Below are 20,747 nucleotides of genomic sequence, written 5' to 3'. Positions count from 1 at the left end.
TTCTCATATGTGATTGCCGTCTCAACCACCGCTATCACTCCGACCCGGCAACAACTTTCTAAGGTGGAACACCCCATGGCAACAACTCTCGAGCTCACCGTCCGCAAGGCACAGTGGACCCGCCCTCCGCGGGAACTGGTCCGCGCATTCGAAGCCTTCCCGGTAGCCAACATCGGCGACGCCATGGAGCGCCTCGGACTCGTGGACGGCAACATCAATCCCGTCTGGGCCGGCGCCAAATGTGTCGGTTCAGCCCTCACCGTCCTGGGTGCAGCAGGCGACAACGCTGCGGTCATCGAATCCCTCAACTACATCGAGCCAGGCGACATCCTTGTGATCAACGGCTTCGGCCATGAGCACCGCGCCCTGGTGGGCGAGCAGCTCTCCCAGCGCTTCGAGGCCGCCGGCGCAACGGGCGCCGTCATTGATGGCTACATCCGCGACCGGGCGACCATCACCGACATCAAGTTCCCGGTCTTCGCCCGCGGCACCACCCCCGCCGGCCCGTTCAAGAACGGGCCCGGGGTGATTGGTGAGCCCGTCGCGATCGGCGGAATCGTATGCTCCGCCGGTGACATCGTCGCCGCAGACGATGACGGCGTCGTGATCATCCCGCAGGCCCGGGCCGCGGAAATCCTTGAACTGGTCAAAGCCGTAGCAGTCCACGAGGCGGAAATGACAGCCGAGATCACCCGGGAATACAGCTAATCTCCGCACTGCCCCCATACCGGGACCTAAACTGAGAGAACCACCAATGTCTACTTCATCGACGGAATCAGTGGAACTGAACACCGCACAAGTAAAAGTCGTCACTGCTGACGGCAAGATGGTCCGCAAAGCAACCATTGCCGGCACCATGGGCTCTTTCGTGGAATGGTACGACTACGGCATCTATGGCCTCCTAACAACGTACCTCGCCATCAACATCATGGGCTCCAAGGACATCGGATCCCTGCTCCTGACCAACGTCGGCTTCCTGGTCAGTTTCCTGGCACGTCCCTTCGGCAGCGTCATCTGCGGCTACCTCGGTGACAAGCTGGGCCGCAAGAACCTGCTGTCCATGCTCCTGCTGCTCATCTCCGGCGCCACTGCCTGCATCGGCCTGATCCCGTCGTCGTCCGTGATTGGCTGGGCTGCTCCGGCGCTGCTGATCCTGCTCCGCATCCTGCAGGGTTTCTCGGCCGGCGGCGAAGTGGCCGGCGCCATGGCTTTCGTGGGCGAGTACGCGCACAACAAGCACCGCAACTTCTCCATGAGCTTCATCGCCGTGGGCTCCTTCTGTGCCCTGCTTTTCGGCAGCGCATTCTCAGCGGTCCTCATCACCACCCTGGGCGACTCCACCATGGAATCCTGGGCCTGGCGCATTCCATTCCTGTTCGCAGTGCCGTTGGGCTACGTCGGCTACTACATCCGCTCCAAGATGGAAGACACCCCCCACTTCGAGGCCCTCCGGGAGCGCAACGAAGTGGAACGCAACCCGCTGCGTGCCGTCTTCACCTCCAAGCGCCACCTCAAGGCCATTGCCCTGACCATCTTCCTTCCGGCCCTGAACGGCCCGGGCTACTACTTGCTCTTCGCTTACATGCCGACCTACCTGAAGACGCAACTTGGACAAGGCAACAACTTCAGCATGCTGCAGGCCTTGACCGTCACCGCTTTCAGCCTGGTAGCCATCATCATCGCCATCCCACTGATGGCCCGGCTCTCGGACCGCATCGGCCGAAAGCCGGTACTGGCACTCTCCGCCGTTCTCATGGCCGTGGTGTCCTATCCGATGTTCGCGATGATCACCACGGGCAACATGCTCATGGCCTGCATCGCAACGGTAGTCATGGCCATCGCGTTCTCCGGCCACGCAGCCGTGGTCCACACGGTCCTGACGGAAATGTTCCCCACCACCGTCCGGTACAGCGCCTACAGCATCGGCTTCAGCCTCAGCACCATCATCTTCGGTGGCAGCGCCCCGCTGGTCATGACGGAAATCATCAAGGCCACAGGCAACAGCATGGTCCCGGCATACGCGTCGATCGGCACGGCAATCATCACATTGGTTTCCGTCTACTTCCTGAAGGAGACCAAGGGCCAGCCACTGGCCACACACTAACAAACAGTACGACGGCGGCCTGCCGCCATTGCCGCACAGCCGCCGTCGTTGGACCATGAAGCACCACAACGAAAACCATTGGGAGTCATTTTGGGCATCAACTCTGTCGCCGTCGTCGCAGACCTCGGCGAAAGCTACGGAAACTACACCATCGGCGATGACGACGCCCTGCTGGGCCTTGTCACGGCCTCCAACATTGCCTGCGGCTTCCACGCCGGAGACCCCCGCGTCATGGACACCACAGTCAAGGCCTGCGTCGAGCGCGGCATCGAACTCGGTGCGCACCCGGGCTACCCGGACCTCGTGGGCTTCGGCCGCCGCCTGATCGAAGCCAGCGAAGAAGAAATCCGCACGGATGTCCTCTACCAGATCGGCGCTTTGGACGCCTTTGCCCGCATCCATGGCGGCAGGATCAGCCACGTTGCCCCACATGGCCGCATGGGCAGCATCGCCCAGACCGACGCCAAGCACGCCCGCGCGATCACCGACGCCATCAAGGCCTATGACCCCTCCTACGTTGTGATTTGCCAGAACGGCCTGCTCGCCGAGGAGTCCCGCAAACGCGGCTTGGAGGTTGGCTACGTCTTCCTGGCCGACCGCGGCTACGGCGAAGACGGCATGCCCGTCTCCCGCAACACCGAAGGCGCCCTTCTTCATGACCCCGGGGAGATCGGCCGACGCGTGGTCCAGGTAGTCACCGAAGGAACGGTGCGCGCCGTAACCGGCAAGGTGGTCCCGCTCGGCCACGATGCCGACGTCGCCCTTCTTCATGGCGACCACCCGCAAGTCCTCGAGAACGGCACCGCACTTCGCGCCGCGCTGGCCCAGGCCGGCATCCAGGCCACGGGCCTGCAGGAAGTACTGGCCGAAAAGGCCAAGCTGGCCGCCGTCTGACCCTTTCCCTGAGACAACAAGCTAAGGACCCATGAGTACGCACCCAGCCCCCGGACAGACTCCGGACATCAAGGCGGTACCCTTCGGTGACTCCGCCCTGATGATCAGCCTGGCCTCCGGGACCGTCGAGGAACGACAAGCGGGCAGCCGCAGGCTCCGCGAAATCCTCCTCGACGTCCGCCCCTACGGACTGCAGGACGTCGTGGCCGGTGTCGACTCGCTATTGGTGGAGTTCGATTGCCTGGCCGTGGGCCACGAGCAGCTGGAGCAAACCATCCGGTTGGCCGCCGCTGGACGCTTCCAGGACACCACCGGGCACATCCATGCGCACAAGCATTTCGTGATCCCGATGGTGGTCAACGAAGCCTTCGCGCCGGATCTGCAGGACGTTGCCGCGGAGCTGGGAATCAGCGAGGAAGCGGTCTTGGGCTCTCTCCAGGATTCTTTGCTGTCGATCAATCTACTGGCATCCGCGATGGCCCCCATGATGGGCACAGTACAGTTCCCCGGACAGGTGAGCCGCTGCAAAGAACCAAGGACCAACGTGGACCAGGGCTCCGTTATGGTTGCCGGAACCAACGCCATCATCCAGCCTTTCCCCGGCCCCACCGGCTGGAAGGTCATTGGTCGCACTCCCCTGACGATCTGCAACATCCGGGAAGACCCGCCCACCTCCTACACACCCGGAGATACCGTGAGGTTCAAGGTAGTGCCGGAGTCGGAGTGGGACCGACTGGAAGGGCGGTTCCTCATGACCGACTCATACCCGATTGAAAGGGCAGGTTGATGGCGCCGGAACGGAACGTCACCATCAAGGTCCGCGAGACAGCATGGTTGGCCACGTTCCAGGATCTGGGGCGCGAACAGTCCGAAGCCCTCGGTGTTCCCTGCGGCGGAGCCGCGGACCAGCATTCGGCGGCCGTGGCCAACATCCTGGTGGGCAACCAGCGAGGGGCAACCTTGTTGGAACTCATGGGTGGCCGGTTTTCCTTCACCACGTCCAAACCGGTCCTGATCTCCGTGACAGGAGCCCCGGCGGACGTAATGATCAATGGCGCCAAAGTCTCTATGTGGGAACCCCTCTGCGTCCCGGCCAACGGCCGGGTGGTCATTGCAAACACCCGCGGCGGCATGCGCAACTACCTGGCCTTCAGTGGAATGTTGGTATCCGAGCACTTCATGGGAAGTGCTGCCCCTGAAGCGAGAATGGGCTTTCCCCAGACCATCGCAGCCGGGCAGCACCTGGAACTCCGGACCTCCTATGCCGGGTTCGAGCACCCCTACCTCACCCAACCCCTCTTCAGGCTTCCCGTGCCCATCCCCTCCTTTGAGCACCCGGTCTGGACCATCGACATCGTCGAGGGCCCGGAGACTGGGGCGGCGGCCGGGATCCGGGAACTGCTCGCCTCGCGTGAATACACCGTGACCGCCAAGTCCAACCACGTTGGCCTCCGCCTGGACGGGCCGGTGGTTCACCCCGAGGGCATGGGCGAAATAGTGTCCCACGGCGTTCCGATCGGAGCTTTCGAGATCCCGCACGGAGACGAGCTCATCATCCTGGGCCGCTACAGGACACTCACCGCCGGATACCCGATCGTCGCCTTTGCCACCAAAGCATCCTTGCCCATGTTGGGGCAGGCACGTCCCGGCCAACGCATGACCTTCCGCTGGGTCAGCCAGCACGACGCAGTGGAGACCTATCACGAGTCGCAACGCGTACTCGGCCTGCTCGAGTCCCGGGTGGCCAGCCTGTTCGCGGCAACCGGCCTTCCGCGCCACCCCCGGCAGCTCCCCGCCGGCGCGGCGGCCTGACTATTTCCCGCGCAGACGCTTGACCATCGCACTGCTCAAATGAGAAACTTTTCGCATATGCGATACTAATCTCAACATTATCCACGACACACGGGAACGGAACCATGGGACTTCTTGAAGGCAAAGTTGCCGTTATTACCGGCGCAGGCACCGGCATGGGCCGATCCACCGCTGCGCTGCTCGCGGCCGAAGGAGCCCAGGTGGTCCTGGTTGGCCGGCGCCTCGCGGTTCTTGAGAAAGTAGCCGCAGAGATCAATGCCGACGGCGGCAACGCTCAGGCCCGTCCTGCCGACATCACATCGAAGGACGACGTCGACGCCCTGGTTGGGTGGGTTTCCGAAAGCCTCGGCCCCGTGGACATCCTGGTGAACAACGCCGGCAGTGCAAGCAAGGTGCTTAATGTGCGGTGGATCAGCCAGCAGGAATGGACCGACGTCCTCGATGTGAATCTCAACGCCGTCTACCTGCTGACGCAGGCGGTGCTTCCCGACATGCTCTCCCGGAACACGGGCACCATCATCACGGTCTCCTCACTGGCTGCAGTGAACCCGAATCTCCTGGGCGGCGCCGCTTACGGAGCCGCGAAAGCCGCCGTCCGGAACTTCATGACCTACCTCCACAACACGTTCCGCAATGAAGGGCTCCGCGCCGTCACCATCCTGCCGGGTGAGACTGCGACGCCCATCCTGGATAACCGCGCCCGGCCACCGAGGTCCGAGGAACGTGAAGCCATGGTCCAACCGGAGGATGTGGCCCGTGCCATCCACCTTGTGGCTACCTTGCCGCAGCGCACCGTGGTCCAGGAGCTCGTGATCGCACCCACCGTGCAGCGCGATACCTCCGGTGACATCGAAATCAGCCGCTGGACAGGCGCGCCCCAGGAAGACCTTCCGCAGCAGTAATCGCTACTCCCCATTCTTTCCAGCCCCACCACCCCGAAGCAGGACTGCCATGACCCTTGAACCCTCCACCGCCGTCGCGACCTTCCAGCCCTCCGAAGCTGTGCTGCGGGTCCAGCGCACATCTCTGCGTGTCCAGCAACCCCAGTCCAAAGGCGACCTCGTCTCGCTCGCCATGGGCGAACCCGACTTCGACACCCCCCAACAAGTACGCGCCGCTGCCGCACGCGCACTGGAACAGGGGTACACCCACTACTCGCCGTTGCTCGGCGAGCTGGTGCTTCGCGAGGAGCTGGCTGCCCGTATCGGCCAGCTCCTCGGCGAAGTGGCCAGCCCCGGCGACGTGCTGATTACCCAAGGCGGAACGGCCGGCCTTTCAGCGGCCATCCTGGGCATCGTCAACCCCGGCGACAAAGTGGTCATCCCCGATCCCACCTATTCCCTGTATGCGGACCTTGTCAGCATGGCCGGTGGCATTGTTGTTCCGGTTCCATTGGCCGAGGACCTGCACTGGGACCTCGAGGCTCTGGCCGCGGCCCTTGAAGGCGCCAGGATGTTCGTCTTCTGCAACCCGTCCAATCCCACCGGCATTGTCCACTCCCGTGCTGAGCTCGAGGCCCTCGCGGGCATGGTGGCCGGTTCCGACACCCTGGTTCTCTCCGACGAGGCATACAGCGACCTTGTCTACACGGCAGAGCCGTTCACATCGGCCCTTGAGATCCCGGAATTGGCGGGCAGGACCATCTATTGCCAGACCTTCTCCAAGAGCTACGCCATGACCGGTTGGCGCGTGGGGTACCTGTGGGGACCCGCGGACGTCATTGCCTCAGCAGCCCGGGTGCACAACACCTTCAACGGCTCCATGAACACCGCCGTCCAACTGGCTGCCCTGACTGCCCTGAAGACCTGCGGTCCGGACATCAAACGAATGCATGCATCCTACGCTGAGCGCCGCGAACTGATGTTTGACGGACTCAGCAAGATCCCGGGCCTCACGGTCAGCTCCCCCGAAGGCGCGTTCTATCTCTTCCCCAAGTACGACGTCGACATCCCTGCGGCCGAAATGGTGGCGCACCTCCGTGACTTCGGCGTCGCCGTGCGACCAGGCAGCGAGTTCGGCCGGAACGGTGAACACCATCTCCGCCTCTCCTACGCCGCCAGTGCCGAAGCGATCTCCGTTGGCGTCCGACGGCTTGCCGCCGGTTTGGCCGCCTTGCGGCAGAACGTTTGACCTTGCTCGGCCAGCCATCCGGTCAACGCGTTGACCTGCAGCGGAACCGGATGCTTTTGGTGGATGCGGCCGGACGGCTCTTCGGAGCCGGCCGTTCGGCGACCATGAGCGAGATCGCAGCCGAAGCGGGTATCTCATCAGCAACCGCCTACCGGCATTTCGCGTCCGTCGATGATGTGCTGGCGGCGTACCGCTTCGAGGTGGGTCGTGAACTGCTGGAGTTCAGCCAAAAACATCAGGGCAGAGGTTTGGAACTTCTGGAAGCCGTCTGCACCAAGTGGGTGCAGCTAGTGATCCAGCACGGCGAGTCCATGATCCACACCAGGTCGGCAGAAGGGTACTTGGCCCGCGTCAAAGCGGGGGCGTACTACCTGACCGTTCAAGCAGATGCCCTCAGGAGGCCCCTGGGGGAGGCCGCTGACGCACTCGGCATTGAACATCCCGGCGACGAGGCCCTTTTCCTGTGGAACGGGTTCTTCGACCCCCGTGAAATCCACGACCTGCTCCGGAGTCTGGACTTGGAGCCGGAGGAAGTATCTGCCCGGCTGGTCAGAACGTTCACAGCCGCCCTGACCGGTTGGTCCTCTTCGAGGACCTAAGCTTGAGGTGACGAAAGGGTGCCTATCAATGCGTAGTGATACACAGCGCAACCGCAGACAGTTGGTCAAAGCCGCGGGGCAGCTTTTCGCATCCCGCCGCGGTCCGATCAGCATGACCGACGTCGCCAAGCATGCGGAAATCTCCACCGCTACCGCCTACCGGCACTTCGCCTCCGTTGAGGACATCCTGGCGGAGTACCGCTTCGGCGTCGGTGAGAAGCTTCGGGACTTCAGCCTCAAGCAGCAGGAGCTGACCGGCGTCGAGCTCTTGACCGTGGTGAGCCGCAAGTGGGTGGACCTGGTGACGCGCCACGGCGGTGCGATGCTGTATACCCGTTCCGGGGAAGGATACCTGGCCCGTCTGCGCTCGGGTGCCTTCTACCTGACCGTCCAGGCGGACGCGCTGGAGCGTCCTTTGCGTGAGGCCTGCGAGGAACTGGGATTGCCCCCTATTGGCGATGAAGCGATGTTCTTGTGGAACATCCTCTTCGACCCCCGGGAAATTCTGGATCTGATCAACACGGTGGGCCTCAGTAAGGACCAGGCAACACGACGGTTGATCGCCGCCCTGCGCGGCGCTCTCACCGGCTGGGCCGCGGATCGCGAGAAAGCTTAGAACCCGGCGCAAAGCGAGAGGCCGACCCCATTTGGGGATCGGCCTCTCTTGTATCCTCATCACTTCCATCCGGAGCTCTTAGGCATCAGGCGTGTGAAGGAGCGGGGCGGAGCAGTTCCCGGATTCGGTCTGCCGGCAAGGACGTCAAGGCTGCCACCCGATAAATATCCAAACCTGCTGACCCAAGTCCCTCCATCACATCGCCCCGTAATCTTGCCACGCTGCGTTCCTTATCCTGGAGGGCCTGCTCCAGTTGCCGGACGACGGACGTCAGAACAGATAGATGCCATTCGGGCTGCGCTCCGGAAAAGTGGAGGTCCTGGTAAGCGCCTGCGAGTCTCTTGACGTCAGTGACCCGGATCCCCACAACTGTCGCAACAGTGGTCGCGGATACCTTGTCGGCAAGTGCTGCGGCGATGGCCTCGTTCCTGCGGCCAAGGAGCGCCCGGTGGTGACTGTCGATCCGGGCGCGGAAAATTTTGGATTCAGCCAGCCGCAGTTCAAGTGGGCTCAGGCTGCGCTTGCGGGGAGTTGGCCGTTTGCGTGGCCTGGCCTCAGCTACGTAAGTCACGGCTCGTGAGGCCCTGGACCAGATGCCACGTCACTGCCTCATTGCCGTGCGTGGGCATGATGCTGCCTTCGAGCACCTGCAGGCTTGAACTCACTTGGCCTATTGGGGCCCAAAGGCCGCTGACCGGGCAGTGACTCCCGGTGCCGGCAAGGTAACGGCACCGGTGCGTGTGGCCGACTGAATGTTCTCCAACGATGCGTCGCATCTCTGCCTCCAAGGGTCCGGGAGTTGCTTGGGATCTTGTACTTCAAGGCTATGTCGCGAATCACGTTAAAGCAAGAAAACTTTCTCATTTGTTTAAACCTTCTCACGATTCGCTTAGGGCGCCCCTTGACGTCCGCTACTCTAGCTGCGAATCTCTTCTCAAATCAGATTTATGGCCACGCACGCCCGCAATGGGGCGACCGGAAGGAATATCCACATGAGCACCACTCCCTTACCACCAGTCGTCGTCATGGGCGTTTCCGGGTGCGGAAAATCGACAGTTGGCTCCCTCATGGGCGAACAGCTCAACATGTCATTCCACGACGGTGACGACCTGCACCCCGCGGCCAACAAAGCCAAAATGGCTGCAGGAATTCCCTTGGACGATGATGACCGCAAGCCGTGGCTGGAAGAGATTGGACGCACATTCCGGACCCAGGCAGAACACGGAGCCCCGGCAATCATCGCCTGCTCAGCCCTCAAGCGCAGCTATCGAGACCTGCTGCGGTCCCACGTCCCCGATGTAGTCTTTGTTCACCTAAACGGCGACCGCAGCACACTGCTGGAACGAATGGCCGCCCGGGACCACGAGTTCATGCCAATCAGCCTGCTGGACTCGCAACTGAACGCCCTTGAGCCCTTGGGGCAGGACGAGAACCACCTGCTCGCCGACATCACGCTCAACCCTGCCGCACTCGTTGAGAACATCTCCGCACGGTTAGCCGCATTCGGATAGGCGGTGGGACGTGTGGTGGTGCGTGCCACCGGCCGCGGCGGTAGACTCAGGCCAGGGCGATTCCCAGTGACCGCCCCTCTTCGCTCGTTCGTCCTCTGAGGTACCGTCGCTTGGCAACACTGCCCTCCGCCCTGACCCCGAAGGCGGCAATGCGAAACCTTATTGATCACCAGGCAGTTCCAGGTGATACCGCGTGTGGATCTGGGGGCGTTTTTGGTAGCCGCCTCCGATCTGTCCGCCTTGCTCTTCCAACAATTCACGCACGCGGTCGAGCCAATGCGCAGCCAGGACGAGACCCCTAGCCCCATACCTTAATATGGCTACCCGGATGCGCGGACCCCGAGCCAGAAGGCCTTAGTCAAGCTTTGTCGGCACCCAAGTGTAAACAACCTCTTGACGAGGGGCTAAGCGTTGCCGAGGCGTGACAGAACGCGTTTCAGGGCCGCGTTATTGCTGGAAAACTACGGAGACATTCGAAATCCGGGTCCCCTACGCCCCGCCCTCCCCCTTGTTTTTGGCGCCGAGTCCCATTGAGCACGGCGGAGGTTGGTAAGAGGCGGAGACGAACTGGCGTGCAGTAACCAAGTGCCACTCCAGTCCCATCGCGTGAGCCCCTACTCGCCACTTGTCCGTAAACCACCTCAGCGAAGTTTCCGGGGAAGCCGACCATCACCCGATTGCCGTCGCTGTCCAGGGGTACAGTCATCTTCCGGTCAGTTCCGGCGTGGTTCGGGTCAAAGACCGGATCCGGCGTGATGCCGTGGTTGAACTCCGTCTCGATCCATGGGGTGTGAATGGCGAAGGAGTCGGTGAAGTCCGGAGAGTCCAGTACTGCGGTGGAAAGGCAAGAGTGTGGGCAAGCCTGGGATTGGTGAAGCTCTTCAAGGCCCGACGTGCCCGCCGGATGGCCTGCTGTCGGTCCGCACAAGTGACGATCAGTTTGGCCATGGGTGAATCAAAGTCCCCCGAAATCTCCGATCCAGCCGCGATCCCTAAATCGAGGCGGCTGCCAAGCCCTGTGGGGGGCTCTAATGAGCTCAACAGTCCTTGGGGGTGGGCAGGTAGCCGGGGGCCACGTCGTCGGCATTGATGCGGAACTCAAAGGAGTGGCTCCTGGGTGGGGTCTCCGCCAGATCTCACGACAGGCTTGCAGTAAGACCAAGACTTATCACCATGGCAAGAAGCAAGCCCGGACGAAGGGCTGTTGAAGGGTGGACGGGAGCGTCGTTTAAGACAACGACGCCAACCTTCGGTGCTTGGAGCACTTGCCGGCCTGCTCACCCCGCCTCAATCACCCGGTTCGCATTCGCCGCCGCGGCCTGCGGCCATGAGTGCCAAGGTACGGGCACTCATCGCCGGCAGACCGCGGATCAACTTCATGTAACGGTCCAATACGTCTCGTGGCGCATGAGGTCCGCCGTGCTGGCGACGCCACCGAAGTCGTCGTCGATCGCGTCGAATTCTGTGAGGTACGCGCGCATTGCCATCATCTTTGCGGCAGTGGCCTCCCTTGATAGGCCAACTGGTTGGGTCCCCGGAGAGTAGTCCAGTGTTTGTGTGAGTTTCGTGTCCGAGAATGGACACAGGAGGTAATTCACGAATCATGGCACGCAGACACACCCCGGAGCAGGTCATCGCCAAGGTCCGGCAGGGCCAAAAGATGCTCAACGATGGCCGTCCGATGGTCGAGGTCGTCAAGGAGCTCCAGGTCACCGAGGCGACTTGGTACCGCTGGCTGAACCAGTACGGGTCTGAGAAGAACGCCGAAGCGTCCAAGCGGACCAAGGAGCTGGAGAAGGAGAACGCCCGGCTCAAGCGGTTGCTGGCGGAGAAGGAACTGGCGATCGACATCCTGAACGAGGTGGCGAAGGGAAAATTCTGAGCCCCGAACCACGTCGCCGTGCCGTGCGCATGGCGGTGGAGAAGTTCGGGGCATCCGAACGCTTCGCCTGCAAGGTCTTGGGGCAGAACCGGTCCGCGTTCCGCAAAAAGAAACCCGACATGGGCTTCGAAGAGGCGCAGCTCCGCTCGGAGCTGCGTGCCATCGCAATGAAGCACCCGGCGTGGGGCTGGCGGAAGGCCCGCTGGCACCTGCTGGCCCAGCCGGCGTGGGACGGGGTAGCGCTGAACAGGAAGCGCATCCGCAGGCTCTGGCGCGACGAAGGCCTGACCTGCAAACCCAGAGCCCGGAAGAAGCGCCGCACCGGGCCCGGCGCCGGGGAACAGAAACGCCTCACAGCCCAGTATCCGATGCACGTGGTCAGCTTCGACTTCCAATCCGACGTGACCTCCTGCGGCCGGCACATCCGGTTCCTCAACGTCATCGATGAATACACCCGCACGGCGCTGGCCGTCATCCCGCGAAGGTCGTTCAAAGCCACTGACGTGGTCGCGGTGCTGGAGAACATCATCGCCGAAACCGGCACCGCACCGACATACCTCAGGTGTGACAACGGCCCCGAATTCACCGCCGCCGCACTGATCGACTGGTGCGATACCGCCGGAGTCGACACCGCCTTCATCGACCCGGGCTCACCTTGGCAGAACGGCTTCATCGAATCCTTCAACGCCCAATTCAGAAGGGAACAACTCTCCGGAGAGATCATGGACACCATGGCCGAAGCGAAGTATTTGGCCGAGGAATGGAAGACTATCTACAATCATGAACGGCCCCACGGATCCCTGGACGGCACGACGCCGAAACGCTACTGGGAAACCTGGACGCAAGAAAACCAATTAGCTATCGCATAGACGCTGGACTGCTAACGGGGGCCCAATCAGAAGCAGCTGCCTTGGTTGCTCATTTTGACGTTATGCCTTCGTACGTTTGCCCGAGGCCCTCTTCTTCCAAAAGGCGATCTCAGGGTTCCACCAACTGCACGCGGTCCTAAGCGTGAGTTCTCATATGATCAGTCGGGCAGAGTGTGATGAATGCTGTTGCGCTGTCCACCTAGTTCCAAAAGTTTGCATGCGTGTGCGCGACGTTTTGGAGAGATCGCTACCATCTGGCGGCGGCAGCTACTTTTTGGGGACGTCGAGTTCCCCGGTCACGTACTGTGCACGGCCGAACCCAAATGACCAGTCCCCCGGGGTGTTTTCGACGTATCCGATGAAGACATTTTCGCCTCCCACTCCCAGTTCGCCGAGGCTCGCGGCCACGGCGGCAAACAGCGACTGCTTGGCCTCCTGACTCCGGCCGCCTTGGGTGAAGATCTGGATCATGACGACATCAGCGGTGCGTTCGAAGCCCAGGCCCGCGTCTTGAGCGAAAATCTGCCCTAAGGGGTGCTCAGTCAGGATGTGAAAGTAGTCGCGCTCCGGGATGCCGTACTCCGCGAGGATCGCGTCGTGGATCCCCTGGCTCAGGCGTTGGAGATCTTCTTTGGTCCGGCCTTCATTTACGTCTATTCGAACAAGAGGCATGGCGCTCCTTCAGATTACTTTGTGCAGCAAACTTCAATATCGGAGTGGTCCCGCAACTGACCCATGGAAACTCAGCGGTCTGAACTGCTATTTCTGCTGTGTTTTCGGTTCAATGGCCCAGGCGAGACGGTGAAGGGTCGTGGCGAGCCCGCCACGCCAGCTGGCCCAACGTTCGGCGTTGGAGCGCGGTGTATGTCGCACGGTAGGCGCGTCGGGAAGTGCGCTTTGTGCTTCCGCCAGCTCTTGCCTCGCTACGAGGAGAGCGAGGGGGTAGTAGCTATTCATGAGTGTCCGCCTTCTCGAGGCATGGTGTTTGACGTTCGGGTGACCTTAGTGAGTTGGACTCAGATGGAAAAGGTCCGGACCGGTTTCCCGGCCCGGACCCTTTCTGTGTCATCGATGTGGCCCAGTTGCCAGTGCCGTCGATGACTTCCGGTTCCCTGTCCTTAGTTGGAAGGGAAGTTATAGGAGGCGCCGGATGCGTGGTTCGCTTCGGGCCAACGCGAGGTGATGACTTTGCCGCGGGTGTAGAAGGAGACACCTTCGGGGCCGTAAATGTGCTTGTCGCCGAACAGCGATGCCTTCCACCCACCGAATGAGTAGTAGGCAACCGGAACGGGCAAGGGCACGTTAATGCCGATCATTCCGACGTCAACTGAGCGCTGGAACTTACGTGCAGCTGCTCCCGACGAGGTGAAGATCGCGGTTCCGTTGCCGTAGGGGTTGGCATTGATCAGCTTGATGCCTTCATCGAGGTCTTCAACCCGGACGACGACAAGGACGGGGCCGAAAATCTCTTCCGTGTAGGCGCACATTTCGGTTTGAACATGGTCGATGACGGTGGGGCCAACCCAGAAGCCCTCTTCGTGGCCAGGGACGACGAGGTCTCGGCCGTCGACCACCATGGCAGCACCGGCTTGTTCGGCTTCGGTGACGGTCTTGGTGATGAACGCCTTTGATTCCGGGCTGATGACAGGGCCCATGTCGGCGTCTGCTTCAGTGCCGTTCTTGACCTTGATTGCGAGAGCTCGCTCTTCGACCTTCTTCACGAGCAGGTCTGCAGCGTCGCCTACGGCGACGGCGACGGAGATGGCCATGCAGCGTTGCCCTGCGGATCCAAAGGCTGCAGCCGCTACGTGGTCTGCAGCATTGTCCAGGTCAGCATCGGGAAGAATGATGGCGTGGTTCTTAGCGCCACCCAGAGCCTGGACGCGCTTGCCGTGAGCCGTTCCAACCTCGTTGATGTGCTTGGCCACGGGAGTGGAACCGACAAAGGAGATCGCGTCAATGTCCGGGTGTGTCAGAAGGCCTGAGACAACTTCGCGGTCTCCGTGCAGGACCTGGAAGACGCCGTCAGGTAGGCCGGCTTCCTTGAACAGCTTTGCCAAGAGCATTGCTGCTGAGGGCACCCTGTGGGAGGGCTTGAGGATGAATGCGTTGCCGGTGGCGATCGCCATCGGTGCCATCCATAGCGGCACCATGACGGGGAAGTTGAACGGGATGATGCCTGCAACGACACCAACAGGCTCGCGGAAGGAGAAGACGTCGATGCCGGTGGATGCCTGATCGGAGTATTCGCCCTTGAGCAGGGTGGGGATGCCGCAGGCGAACTCGATGACTTCCAGGCCGCGGCCGATTTCGCCCTTGGCGTCCGAGAGGACCTTGCCGTGTTCGGCGGTGATCAGTGCGGCGAGTTCGTCCACGTGGGAGGCGACCAGTTCACGGAACTTGAACAGGACGGCGGTGCGCTTTGCCAGGGAGACGTCACCCCAGGTTTCTGAGGCCTTCTTGGCGATCGCTACGGTGCTGTCCAGATCGTCCCGGTTCGCGAGGCGCAGCTCTCCGGTCACGGCGCCGGTGGCGGGGTTGTAGACGGGCTTGGTGTCAGTGCCGTTACCGGCGGTCTCGACACCGCTGATGAAGTGGTTAATGACGGTCATTACTGCTCCTGAGATAGGTGGTATTCAACCGCGTGGACGTCCGTGACGTACCGCGGTAGGCCCGTGGCGATGGATTCGTGCAGTGCCAGGCGGACTGCAAGGTTTTCCTCGGTCAGAGGTCGGTGGATGAGTTCGGCACTGGAATTGCGGACCCAGGCGCTGAATCGTTCGATCTCGATCTTGAATTGGTCTTCCCCGATGTCGGAGGTTTCGGAGCGTCCGTCGCGTGACTGGACGCTGACCTGCGCGGTTTCCCATGGGGCGGGATCGAAGGCCTTGTCGAGGATGATTTGGCCTTCGGTTCCGATGATGTGGAAGGTGTGGGCGCGGTTGCCGCCGCCTTCAAAACCGCAGTCGAGCGTGCCGATGACATCCCCGTAGTCAAGGATGGCTGCGGCGGATGTCTCGACCGGGTCGGCGGCGTTGGGGCTGGTTCCTTTGCCGTAGACCGTGTGCGGGGCTCGTCCCATCACCATGTTCATGATGTCGATGGCGTAGCAGCCAACATCGTTGATGGCGCCCCCGTCGAGACCGGGTTGGAGCCGGATCTCGCCTTCGCTGCGGTTCATCGGAAAGTGGAAGCGGGCATGCATGGAAACGGGCTTTCCGATGCGTCCGGAGCCGATGTACTCCCGGACTTTTTGGTGCTGGGGGTGGAACCGGTACATGAACGCTTCCATAAGGCTCACGTTGTTCCGGGTGCATGCTTCGCGGACACGTTGGTAGTCCTCGAGGCTGGCCACCAGCGGCTTTTCGCAGAGGATGTCTTTCCCGGCTTCGGCTGCCGCAATGATCCATTCGGTGTGAAGGCCGTTAGGGAAGGGAAGGTAGACAGCTTCGACGTTGGGGTCTGCGAGGAGTTCCTCGTGCGAGGAGTACACGCTGGGGATCCCAAACTGTTCGGCCACTGCGGCAGCTTTGCCATTGGGGCTGCTAATGGCTATGACTTCGGCGTTGCGTGCCGTCTTCATGGCGGGGAGGAAACGGTCCTGGGCGATGCGCGCAGTGGTCAGGACGCCCCATCGGACAGCGGTCATCGTTGGATTTCCTGTTCCAGGGCACGAAGGAACGCAACGGACTGGCGCACATCCTGCACGGGGCCTTCACCGGTCGGTGTGGTTTCCAGGATGGTGTCCTGTTCCATGGTGAACCAACCTGAGTAACCGGCTGCCAGGAGATCTTTGACGATCCCGGCGATTCCGACGTCACCTTGGCCAAGCGGCACGTACATGCCGGTTTTGACGCCGTCGGTGTAGGACAGTCCACCGGCCTGGACGCGCTCTGCGACGGTCTTGTGGACGTCTTTCAGGTGGGTGTGTCCGATTCGGGAAGCGTAATCGCGGACCAGTTGGCTGGGATCGGTGCCGCCGATGAGCAGGTGGCCGGTGTCCAGGCAAAGGTTCGCTTCGGTGTCGTTCAGCACCCGATTAACATCCGAGGTGCTTTCGATCATGGTACCGACGTGCGGGTGGACCACGGCCTGGATGCCTTTGTCGGCCGCTGCCTTGACGATGGCGTTGAGGTTCCTGCCGAAGAGGTCCCATCCTTCGGTGTTGAGTTCGTGGCGCTGGTCGTAGCCGGCGACGCCGGTTTCGGCGGCAAGAACCATGATGCTGGCTCCGGCTGCTTCGTAGGCGTCGAGTTCGGGAGCAACGACGTCCAGGGGACTCTTGGCCGGGTCGTGAAGGATGACGGGAAAGAAGCCACCGATGGCTTGGAGGTTGTGTTGTTTCAGGACCTCTGCTCGTTGGGCGGCTTCTTTGGGCAGGAAGCCTTCCGGGCCAAATTCCGTGGCGCTGATGCCTAGGGCGGTCATTTCGGTCAGGACTTTGTCTGCGTCGAGTTGGTGGCCCCATCCCGGGACCTCACACACGCCCCAGGAGATGGGGGCTGCGGCCAAACGGCTGGTGATGGTGCTCAATCTGATCCTCCAAGTACGTTTTGGTCCCAGTCGATGACTGAGCCGGTAACAACTCCGCTCCTGTCGGAGAGGAGAAAGACAATGAATTCAGCGATCTCGTCCACTTGGCCGAGCTTTCCCATGGGGACGGATGCGTTGGCTTTTTCCAGCCAGTCCTCCCCCGCGCCGTGGAATTTTTTCTGGGTTTCGGCTTCGCCGTCCGTGGCGGTCCATCCGATGTCGAGTCCGTTGATGCGGATCTTGTCCCAGCGGTGGGCGTGTGCCGCGTTGCGGGTGACTCCGGCAAGGCCGGCTTTCGCTGCGACGTAGGGCGCCAGGTAGGGCTGTCCGCCGAGCTCGGCGATGGAGATGACGTTCAGGATGCTGCCCGGGGACTTGCGGCTGCGCAGGTGCTTGATGGTTTCGGCCATGATGAAGAACGGCGACTTGAGGTTCACTGCGATGTGCGCGTCGAACAGATCTGGTGTGGTGTCCAGCATGGTTCCACGGGTGGTGAGCCCGGCAGCGTTGACGGTGCAGTCCAGCTTCCCGAAGGCTGAGACGGTCTCCAGCACTGAGTTGCGGGCCTGCTCCACGTCGGCGAGGTCCGTTTTGATGAACCTGGTTTCGACGCCGGCTGAGGTCAGTTCAGCTGCGAGTTGTTCACCGCTGTCTGCGTTGCGGCCGGTGATTGCAATACCGGCCGCGCCCTCGGCGGCGGCGCGGCGTGCAACTCCGGCTCCGAGCCCTTGGGTACCTCCGCTGATCAGAAGAACCTTGTTATTCAGCAATCCCATGGGTTACTCCTGTCCGATCTTAACGGTGCGGCCGGACCGGGCTGATTCCTCGGCGGCGTTGGCCAGCACGAGTGCCTGGACGCCGTCGTCGAACCCCGGGCTGCAGGCGGTTCCAGTGCGGATGGCCTTGGCGAAGGCGTCGAGTTCGTTGCGGTACGCGTCGACGTAGCGTTCGAGGAAGAAGGGCAGGTATGCGTCGGCTTCTTCGGTGCCGGCGGCCCCGTATTTCCGGACGGTGGTGGGGCTGACGTTGCCGGCGTTGAGCATTCCTTCGCTGCCGAAGGCTTCCAGGCGTTGGTCGTAACCGTAGGCGCTGTGGCGGGAGTTGGTGATGGTGATGAGTTCGCCGTTGCGGCCCCGCAGGGAGATGACGACCGAGTCGAAGTCGCCGGCCTCTTCGATGTAGTCGCAGAAGACGTTGGCGCCGGAGGCGGAGACTTCGATGACGTCGGGAACGAAGAAGCGGGCCATGTCGAGGTCGTGGATGCTCATGTCACGGAAGATTCCGCCGGAGGTTGCGATGTAGTTGGCCGGGGCGGGAGCGGGGTCGCGGCTGATGATGTTCAGTTGTTCCAACCGTCCGATTTCCCCGGCGCTCACGCGCGCCTGGATGGCGGCGAAGTTCGGGTCGAAGCGCCGGTTAAAGCCGAGCATGAGTGGGGTGTTGTTGCCCCGGATCGCATCGCGGCACGCCAGCACGCGGTCGATGTCCAGGTCGATCGGCTTTTCACACAGTGCTGCCACGCCCTGGGACATGGCCCGGGAGATCAGGTCCACGTGGGTGTTGGTGGGGGATCCGATGATGATGGCATCCAGGTCCGCGTTGGCGAAGACCTCGTCAGCGGTTTCGACAGCAACCGCTCCGGTCCCGGCGGCGAGCTTGGTGGCTCCTTCGATGAACGGGTCAGCGATCCACGCCAGTTCCAGGTCCGGGTGGGCGGCGATGTTGCGGGCGTGGACCTGGCCGATGCGCCCGGAGCCGAACAAAGCGACTTTCAAGGGTCGTTCAGTGGACATGTTTGGGGTCCTTTCTAGCGGGTGGCCCGCACCGGTTGGGGTTGGGTTGCTGGTTCGTGGTCGACGTCAACTGTCGTTCCACCGTTTTCCATGGATGTGATAAGTGCCTGTGCGACGCGGGTGGCATTCCTTGCCTCTGTTGCTGTTGCCAGCGGTGAGGGTCTGCCGGCGGCGAGGGAGTCGATCCAGGCCTGGGTTTGCCGCCGGTAGGCATCGGCGAAAACGGGCCGCCAGTCGTCGGGGTAGCCATGGGTTTGCTGGAGGCCGTGGTGCAGCGTGGTTTGCTGTGGTCGGGCCATTTCCATGCTGCCTTGTTCACCGACGACTTCGCAGCGGACATCGTAGCCGTACCTGGCGTTGACGAAGACGTCCACGATGGTCAGTACGCCGTCCGCGGTGTAGAGGTGGAACACCTGGGGATCCTGGCGGGTGTCGGCGCTGGTGCTTCTCGGTGCGTGCCAGCTGACCCTGTCAATGGGTGAATCCAGGAGCCAGGCGGTGATGTCGATTTCGTGGATGCCGGAATTGGTGATGGTCGACGCCGAATCACCTCCGGGGTAGGAGTGTACGTTCCGGTGGGAGCTGAGCATCATCAGGGGCTGGCCTACGGTGCCCTGCTGCAGTTTGGATTTCAGGTCCTGGTAGGCGGGGTGAAACCGACGCATGAACCCCACGGACACCTTCGGGTTTCCGGTAACCAGAGCTTCGAGGTCTACGATTTCCTGGCATTCCTCGATGGTGGGGGCCAACGGTTTTTCACACAGGACGGCCTTTCCCTCAGCGAGACAGGCCTTGACCTGTTCGGCGTGCACACTGTCGTGCGAGGCGATCAGTACCGCGTCGACGAAGGGGGATGCGATGAGCTTCTCTGCCGAGTCAAAACTGCGGGCACCGGTGTCCGCGGCAACGGCTTGGGCCCTGTCGTACATGGTGTCTGCAACGGCTGTGACTGTCGCCCCGGAGATGCTTCCCTGCAGGATTCGGGCGTGTTCGGCGCCCATTACACCGGTTCCAATGACTCCTACGCGAACTGTCATGGCTGTGCCACCGCCATCGGGGCGCGTCCTGCCAGGACATCGACGGCGCCTTGGGCGGCGTCCCTGACGGTGTGGGCCATCCCCTGTTTGGTGAATCCCATGAGGTGGGGTGTGAGGGTCACGTTGGCATGGTCGAAGATGGGGTGGTGTGCCGGGGGTTCGGGGTCGAAGACGTCCAGCCCCAGGCCCGAGAGCTGCCCTGACTGGAGTGCTGCGTAGGCGGCATCAAGATCGATGAGTCCGCCTCGGCTGCAGTTGATGATGACTGCGCCGCGCCTCATCGTTTCCAGGCGTTCAGTGTTGATCAGGTTTCGGTTCTCAGCTGTCAGCGGTGCGTGCAGGGTAACGAAGTCGCTGTTGTGGAGGAGTTCTTCAACTGTGGCGCACCGGTTGGCTTCGGGAATTTCGGCGTAGGGATCGTAGGCGAGAACCTTCAGGTCGAAGGCTTCGGCGATCCGTGCCACGCGGCGGCCGATGCGACCGTATCCGATGATGCCCAAGGTGAATCCTTCAAGGTCACCAACATCAGCGCCTGACCGTTCGTCCCAGCGTCCTTCCCGGACCAAGTCGGTGAGCGGGGCGAGTCGTTTCACGAGCGCCAGGAGGTGGGCGAAGACTCCTTCGGCGACGGATGCGGTGTTGCTTCCGGGCGTGATGACAACTGGGATGCCCCGGCGGTCCGCTTCGGCGACATCGACCAAATCGGTTCCCACTCCGGTGCGGGCGATGACCTTAAGGGCTGGCATGCGGTCCAACAGGTCCCGGTCCACGCGGTAGGCGGCACGGACGATGGCAGCTTCCGCGGTGGCCAGATCCTCGTCCGTGGGGTTCAGCACCAGCTGTTGGTTTTCAGCTAGGAGGGGCTGCACGAGGTCTGGTTCGACGCTGCCGAGTGCGACAAGTTTTTGGGTGTTGTTAGGCGAGGCCATCGTCATCCTTGAAAATGTGGGTATGGAGCGGCACCTTA

The 20,747-nt window shown here is 62.1% G+C and carries 21 protein-coding genes; 11 read left to right on the top strand and 10 right to left on the bottom strand.

From position 1 onward, the window contains the following. Positions 1-75: 75 nt before the first annotated feature. From RI444_RS09485 to RI444_RS09445, 9 genes are all read left to right on the top strand, one after another. The gene (locus tag RI444_RS09485; protein ID WP_179015087.1) at positions 76-708 is read left to right on the top strand and encodes an RraA family protein; all 633 of its coding nucleotides are present in this window, start codon (positions 76-78) and stop codon (positions 706-708) included. 46 nt (positions 709-754) lie between these two features. After that, entirely contained in the window at positions 755-2,104 is a 1,350-nt protein-coding gene (locus tag RI444_RS09480) for an MFS transporter (RefSeq protein WP_179015085.1), read from the top strand. A 90-nt stretch (positions 2,105-2,194) separates the two neighbouring features. Beyond that, the gene (locus RI444_RS09475; protein WP_207604693.1) at positions 2,195-2,998 is read left to right on the top strand and encodes a LamB/YcsF family protein; all 804 of its coding nucleotides are present in this window, start codon (positions 2,195-2,197) and stop codon (positions 2,996-2,998) included. A 31-nt stretch (positions 2,999-3,029) separates the two neighbouring features. After that, entirely contained in the window at positions 3,030-3,785 is a 756-nt protein-coding gene (locus RI444_RS09470) for a 5-oxoprolinase subunit B family protein (RefSeq protein ID WP_207604692.1), read from the top strand. Next, positions 3,785-4,810: a biotin-dependent carboxyltransferase family protein gene (locus RI444_RS09465; protein WP_242703079.1), complete on the top strand. Its 1,026-nt coding sequence runs from the start codon at positions 3,785-3,787 to the stop codon at positions 4,808-4,810. The genes RI444_RS09470 and RI444_RS09465 overlap by 1 nt, the downstream gene beginning before the upstream one ends. A 104-nt stretch (positions 4,811-4,914) precedes the next feature. Beyond that, a complete protein-coding gene (locus RI444_RS09460; RefSeq protein ID WP_207604690.1) occupies positions 4,915-5,712 on the top strand; it encodes an SDR family oxidoreductase in 798 nt (265 codons plus the stop codon). Between the two features lie 49 nt (positions 5,713-5,761). Beyond that, complete coding sequence (locus RI444_RS09455; RefSeq protein ID WP_207604689.1) at positions 5,762-6,940, top strand: pyridoxal phosphate-dependent aminotransferase; 1,179 nt, start codon at positions 5,762-5,764, stop codon at positions 6,938-6,940. 2 nt (positions 6,941-6,942) lie between these two features. Further along, positions 6,943-7,539: a TetR/AcrR family transcriptional regulator gene (locus RI444_RS09450; protein ID WP_242703078.1), complete on the top strand. Its 597-nt coding sequence runs from the start codon at positions 6,943-6,945 to the stop codon at positions 7,537-7,539. Between the two features lie 28 nt (positions 7,540-7,567). Next, the gene (locus RI444_RS09445; RefSeq protein ID WP_179015078.1) at positions 7,568-8,155 is read left to right on the top strand and encodes a TetR/AcrR family transcriptional regulator; all 588 of its coding nucleotides are present in this window, start codon (positions 7,568-7,570) and stop codon (positions 8,153-8,155) included. Between the two features lie 85 nt (positions 8,156-8,240). Here the strand turns inward: RI444_RS09445 and RI444_RS09440 are convergent, their stop codons facing one another. Then, the gene (locus RI444_RS09440) at positions 8,241-8,726 is read right to left on the bottom strand and encodes a hypothetical protein (RefSeq protein ID WP_207604688.1); all 486 of its coding nucleotides are present in this window, start codon (positions 8,724-8,726) and stop codon (positions 8,241-8,243) included. Positions 8,727-9,147: 421 nt separating this feature from the next. Between RI444_RS09440 and RI444_RS09435 the strand changes: the two genes are divergently transcribed. Further along, the gene (locus RI444_RS09435) at positions 9,148-9,666 is read left to right on the top strand and encodes a gluconokinase (protein WP_207604687.1); all 519 of its coding nucleotides are present in this window, start codon (positions 9,148-9,150) and stop codon (positions 9,664-9,666) included. Positions 9,667-10,368: 702 nt separating this feature from the next. On the opposite strand, the gene RI444_RS23095 is transcribed toward RI444_RS09435, so the two are convergent. Continuing rightward, entirely contained in the window at positions 10,369-10,707 is a 339-nt protein-coding gene (locus tag RI444_RS23095; protein ID WP_207604686.1) for a hypothetical protein, read from the bottom strand. A 562-nt stretch (positions 10,708-11,269) separates the two neighbouring features. Here RI444_RS23095 and RI444_RS09430 point away from each other — a divergent pair. Continuing rightward, a protein-coding gene (locus tag RI444_RS09430; RefSeq protein ID WP_207604685.1) for an IS3 family transposase occupies positions 11,270-12,417 on the top strand; the annotation gives its coding sequence in 2 pieces (ribosomal slippage) (positions 11,270-11,543 and positions 11,543-12,417; 1,149 coding nt in all). 267 nt (positions 12,418-12,684) lie between these two features. Here the strand turns inward: RI444_RS09430 and RI444_RS09425 are convergent. The 8 genes from RI444_RS09425 to RI444_RS09390 form a co-directional block, all read right to left on the bottom strand. Beyond that, positions 12,685-13,089 carry a tautomerase family protein gene (locus RI444_RS09425; RefSeq protein WP_179015070.1) on the bottom strand — a complete coding sequence of 135 codons (405 nt, stop codon included), beginning with the start codon at positions 13,087-13,089 and terminating at the stop codon, positions 12,685-12,687. Between the two features lie 446 nt (positions 13,090-13,535). Further along, positions 13,536-15,029, bottom strand: a complete 1,494-nt coding sequence (locus RI444_RS09420; protein ID WP_316963899.1) for a CoA-acylating methylmalonate-semialdehyde dehydrogenase — start codon at positions 15,027-15,029, stop codon at positions 13,536-13,538. Further along, on the bottom strand, positions 15,029-16,066 hold the full coding sequence (locus RI444_RS09415; protein ID WP_207604683.1) for a Gfo/Idh/MocA family protein: 1,038 nt from the start codon (positions 16,064-16,066) through the stop codon (positions 15,029-15,031). Before RI444_RS09415 ends, RI444_RS09420 begins: the two co-directional genes overlap by 1 nt. Next, complete coding sequence (locus RI444_RS09410; protein ID WP_207604682.1) at positions 16,063-16,950, bottom strand: sugar phosphate isomerase/epimerase family protein; 888 nt, start codon at positions 16,948-16,950, stop codon at positions 16,063-16,065. Before RI444_RS09410 ends, RI444_RS09415 begins: the two co-directional genes overlap by 4 nt. Then, entirely contained in the window at positions 16,947-17,726 is a 780-nt protein-coding gene (locus RI444_RS09405) for an SDR family oxidoreductase (protein ID WP_207604681.1), read from the bottom strand. Before RI444_RS09405 ends, RI444_RS09410 begins: the two co-directional genes overlap by 4 nt. 3 nt (positions 17,727-17,729) lie before the next feature. Then, the gene (iolG, locus tag RI444_RS09400) at positions 17,730-18,743 is read right to left on the bottom strand and encodes an inositol 2-dehydrogenase (RefSeq protein WP_207604680.1); all 1,014 of its coding nucleotides are present in this window, start codon (positions 18,741-18,743) and stop codon (positions 17,730-17,732) included. Between the two features lie 14 nt (positions 18,744-18,757). After that, positions 18,758-19,780: a Gfo/Idh/MocA family protein gene (locus tag RI444_RS09395; protein WP_179015054.1), complete on the bottom strand. Its 1,023-nt coding sequence runs from the start codon at positions 19,778-19,780 to the stop codon at positions 18,758-18,760. Beyond that, on the bottom strand, positions 19,777-20,709 hold the full coding sequence (locus tag RI444_RS09390; protein WP_179015051.1) for a hydroxyacid dehydrogenase: 933 nt from the start codon (positions 20,707-20,709) through the stop codon (positions 19,777-19,779). The genes RI444_RS09395 and RI444_RS09390 overlap by 4 nt, the downstream gene beginning before the upstream one ends. Between the last annotated feature and the right edge of the window lie 38 nt (positions 20,710-20,747).

Origin of the sequence: Paenarthrobacter sp. AT5, assembly GCF_032764245.1 — a bacterium.
GTDB lineage: Bacteria > Actinomycetota > Actinomycetes > Actinomycetales > Micrococcaceae > Arthrobacter > Arthrobacter ureafaciens.
This window is presented reverse-complemented; position numbering and strand designations above follow the sequence as displayed.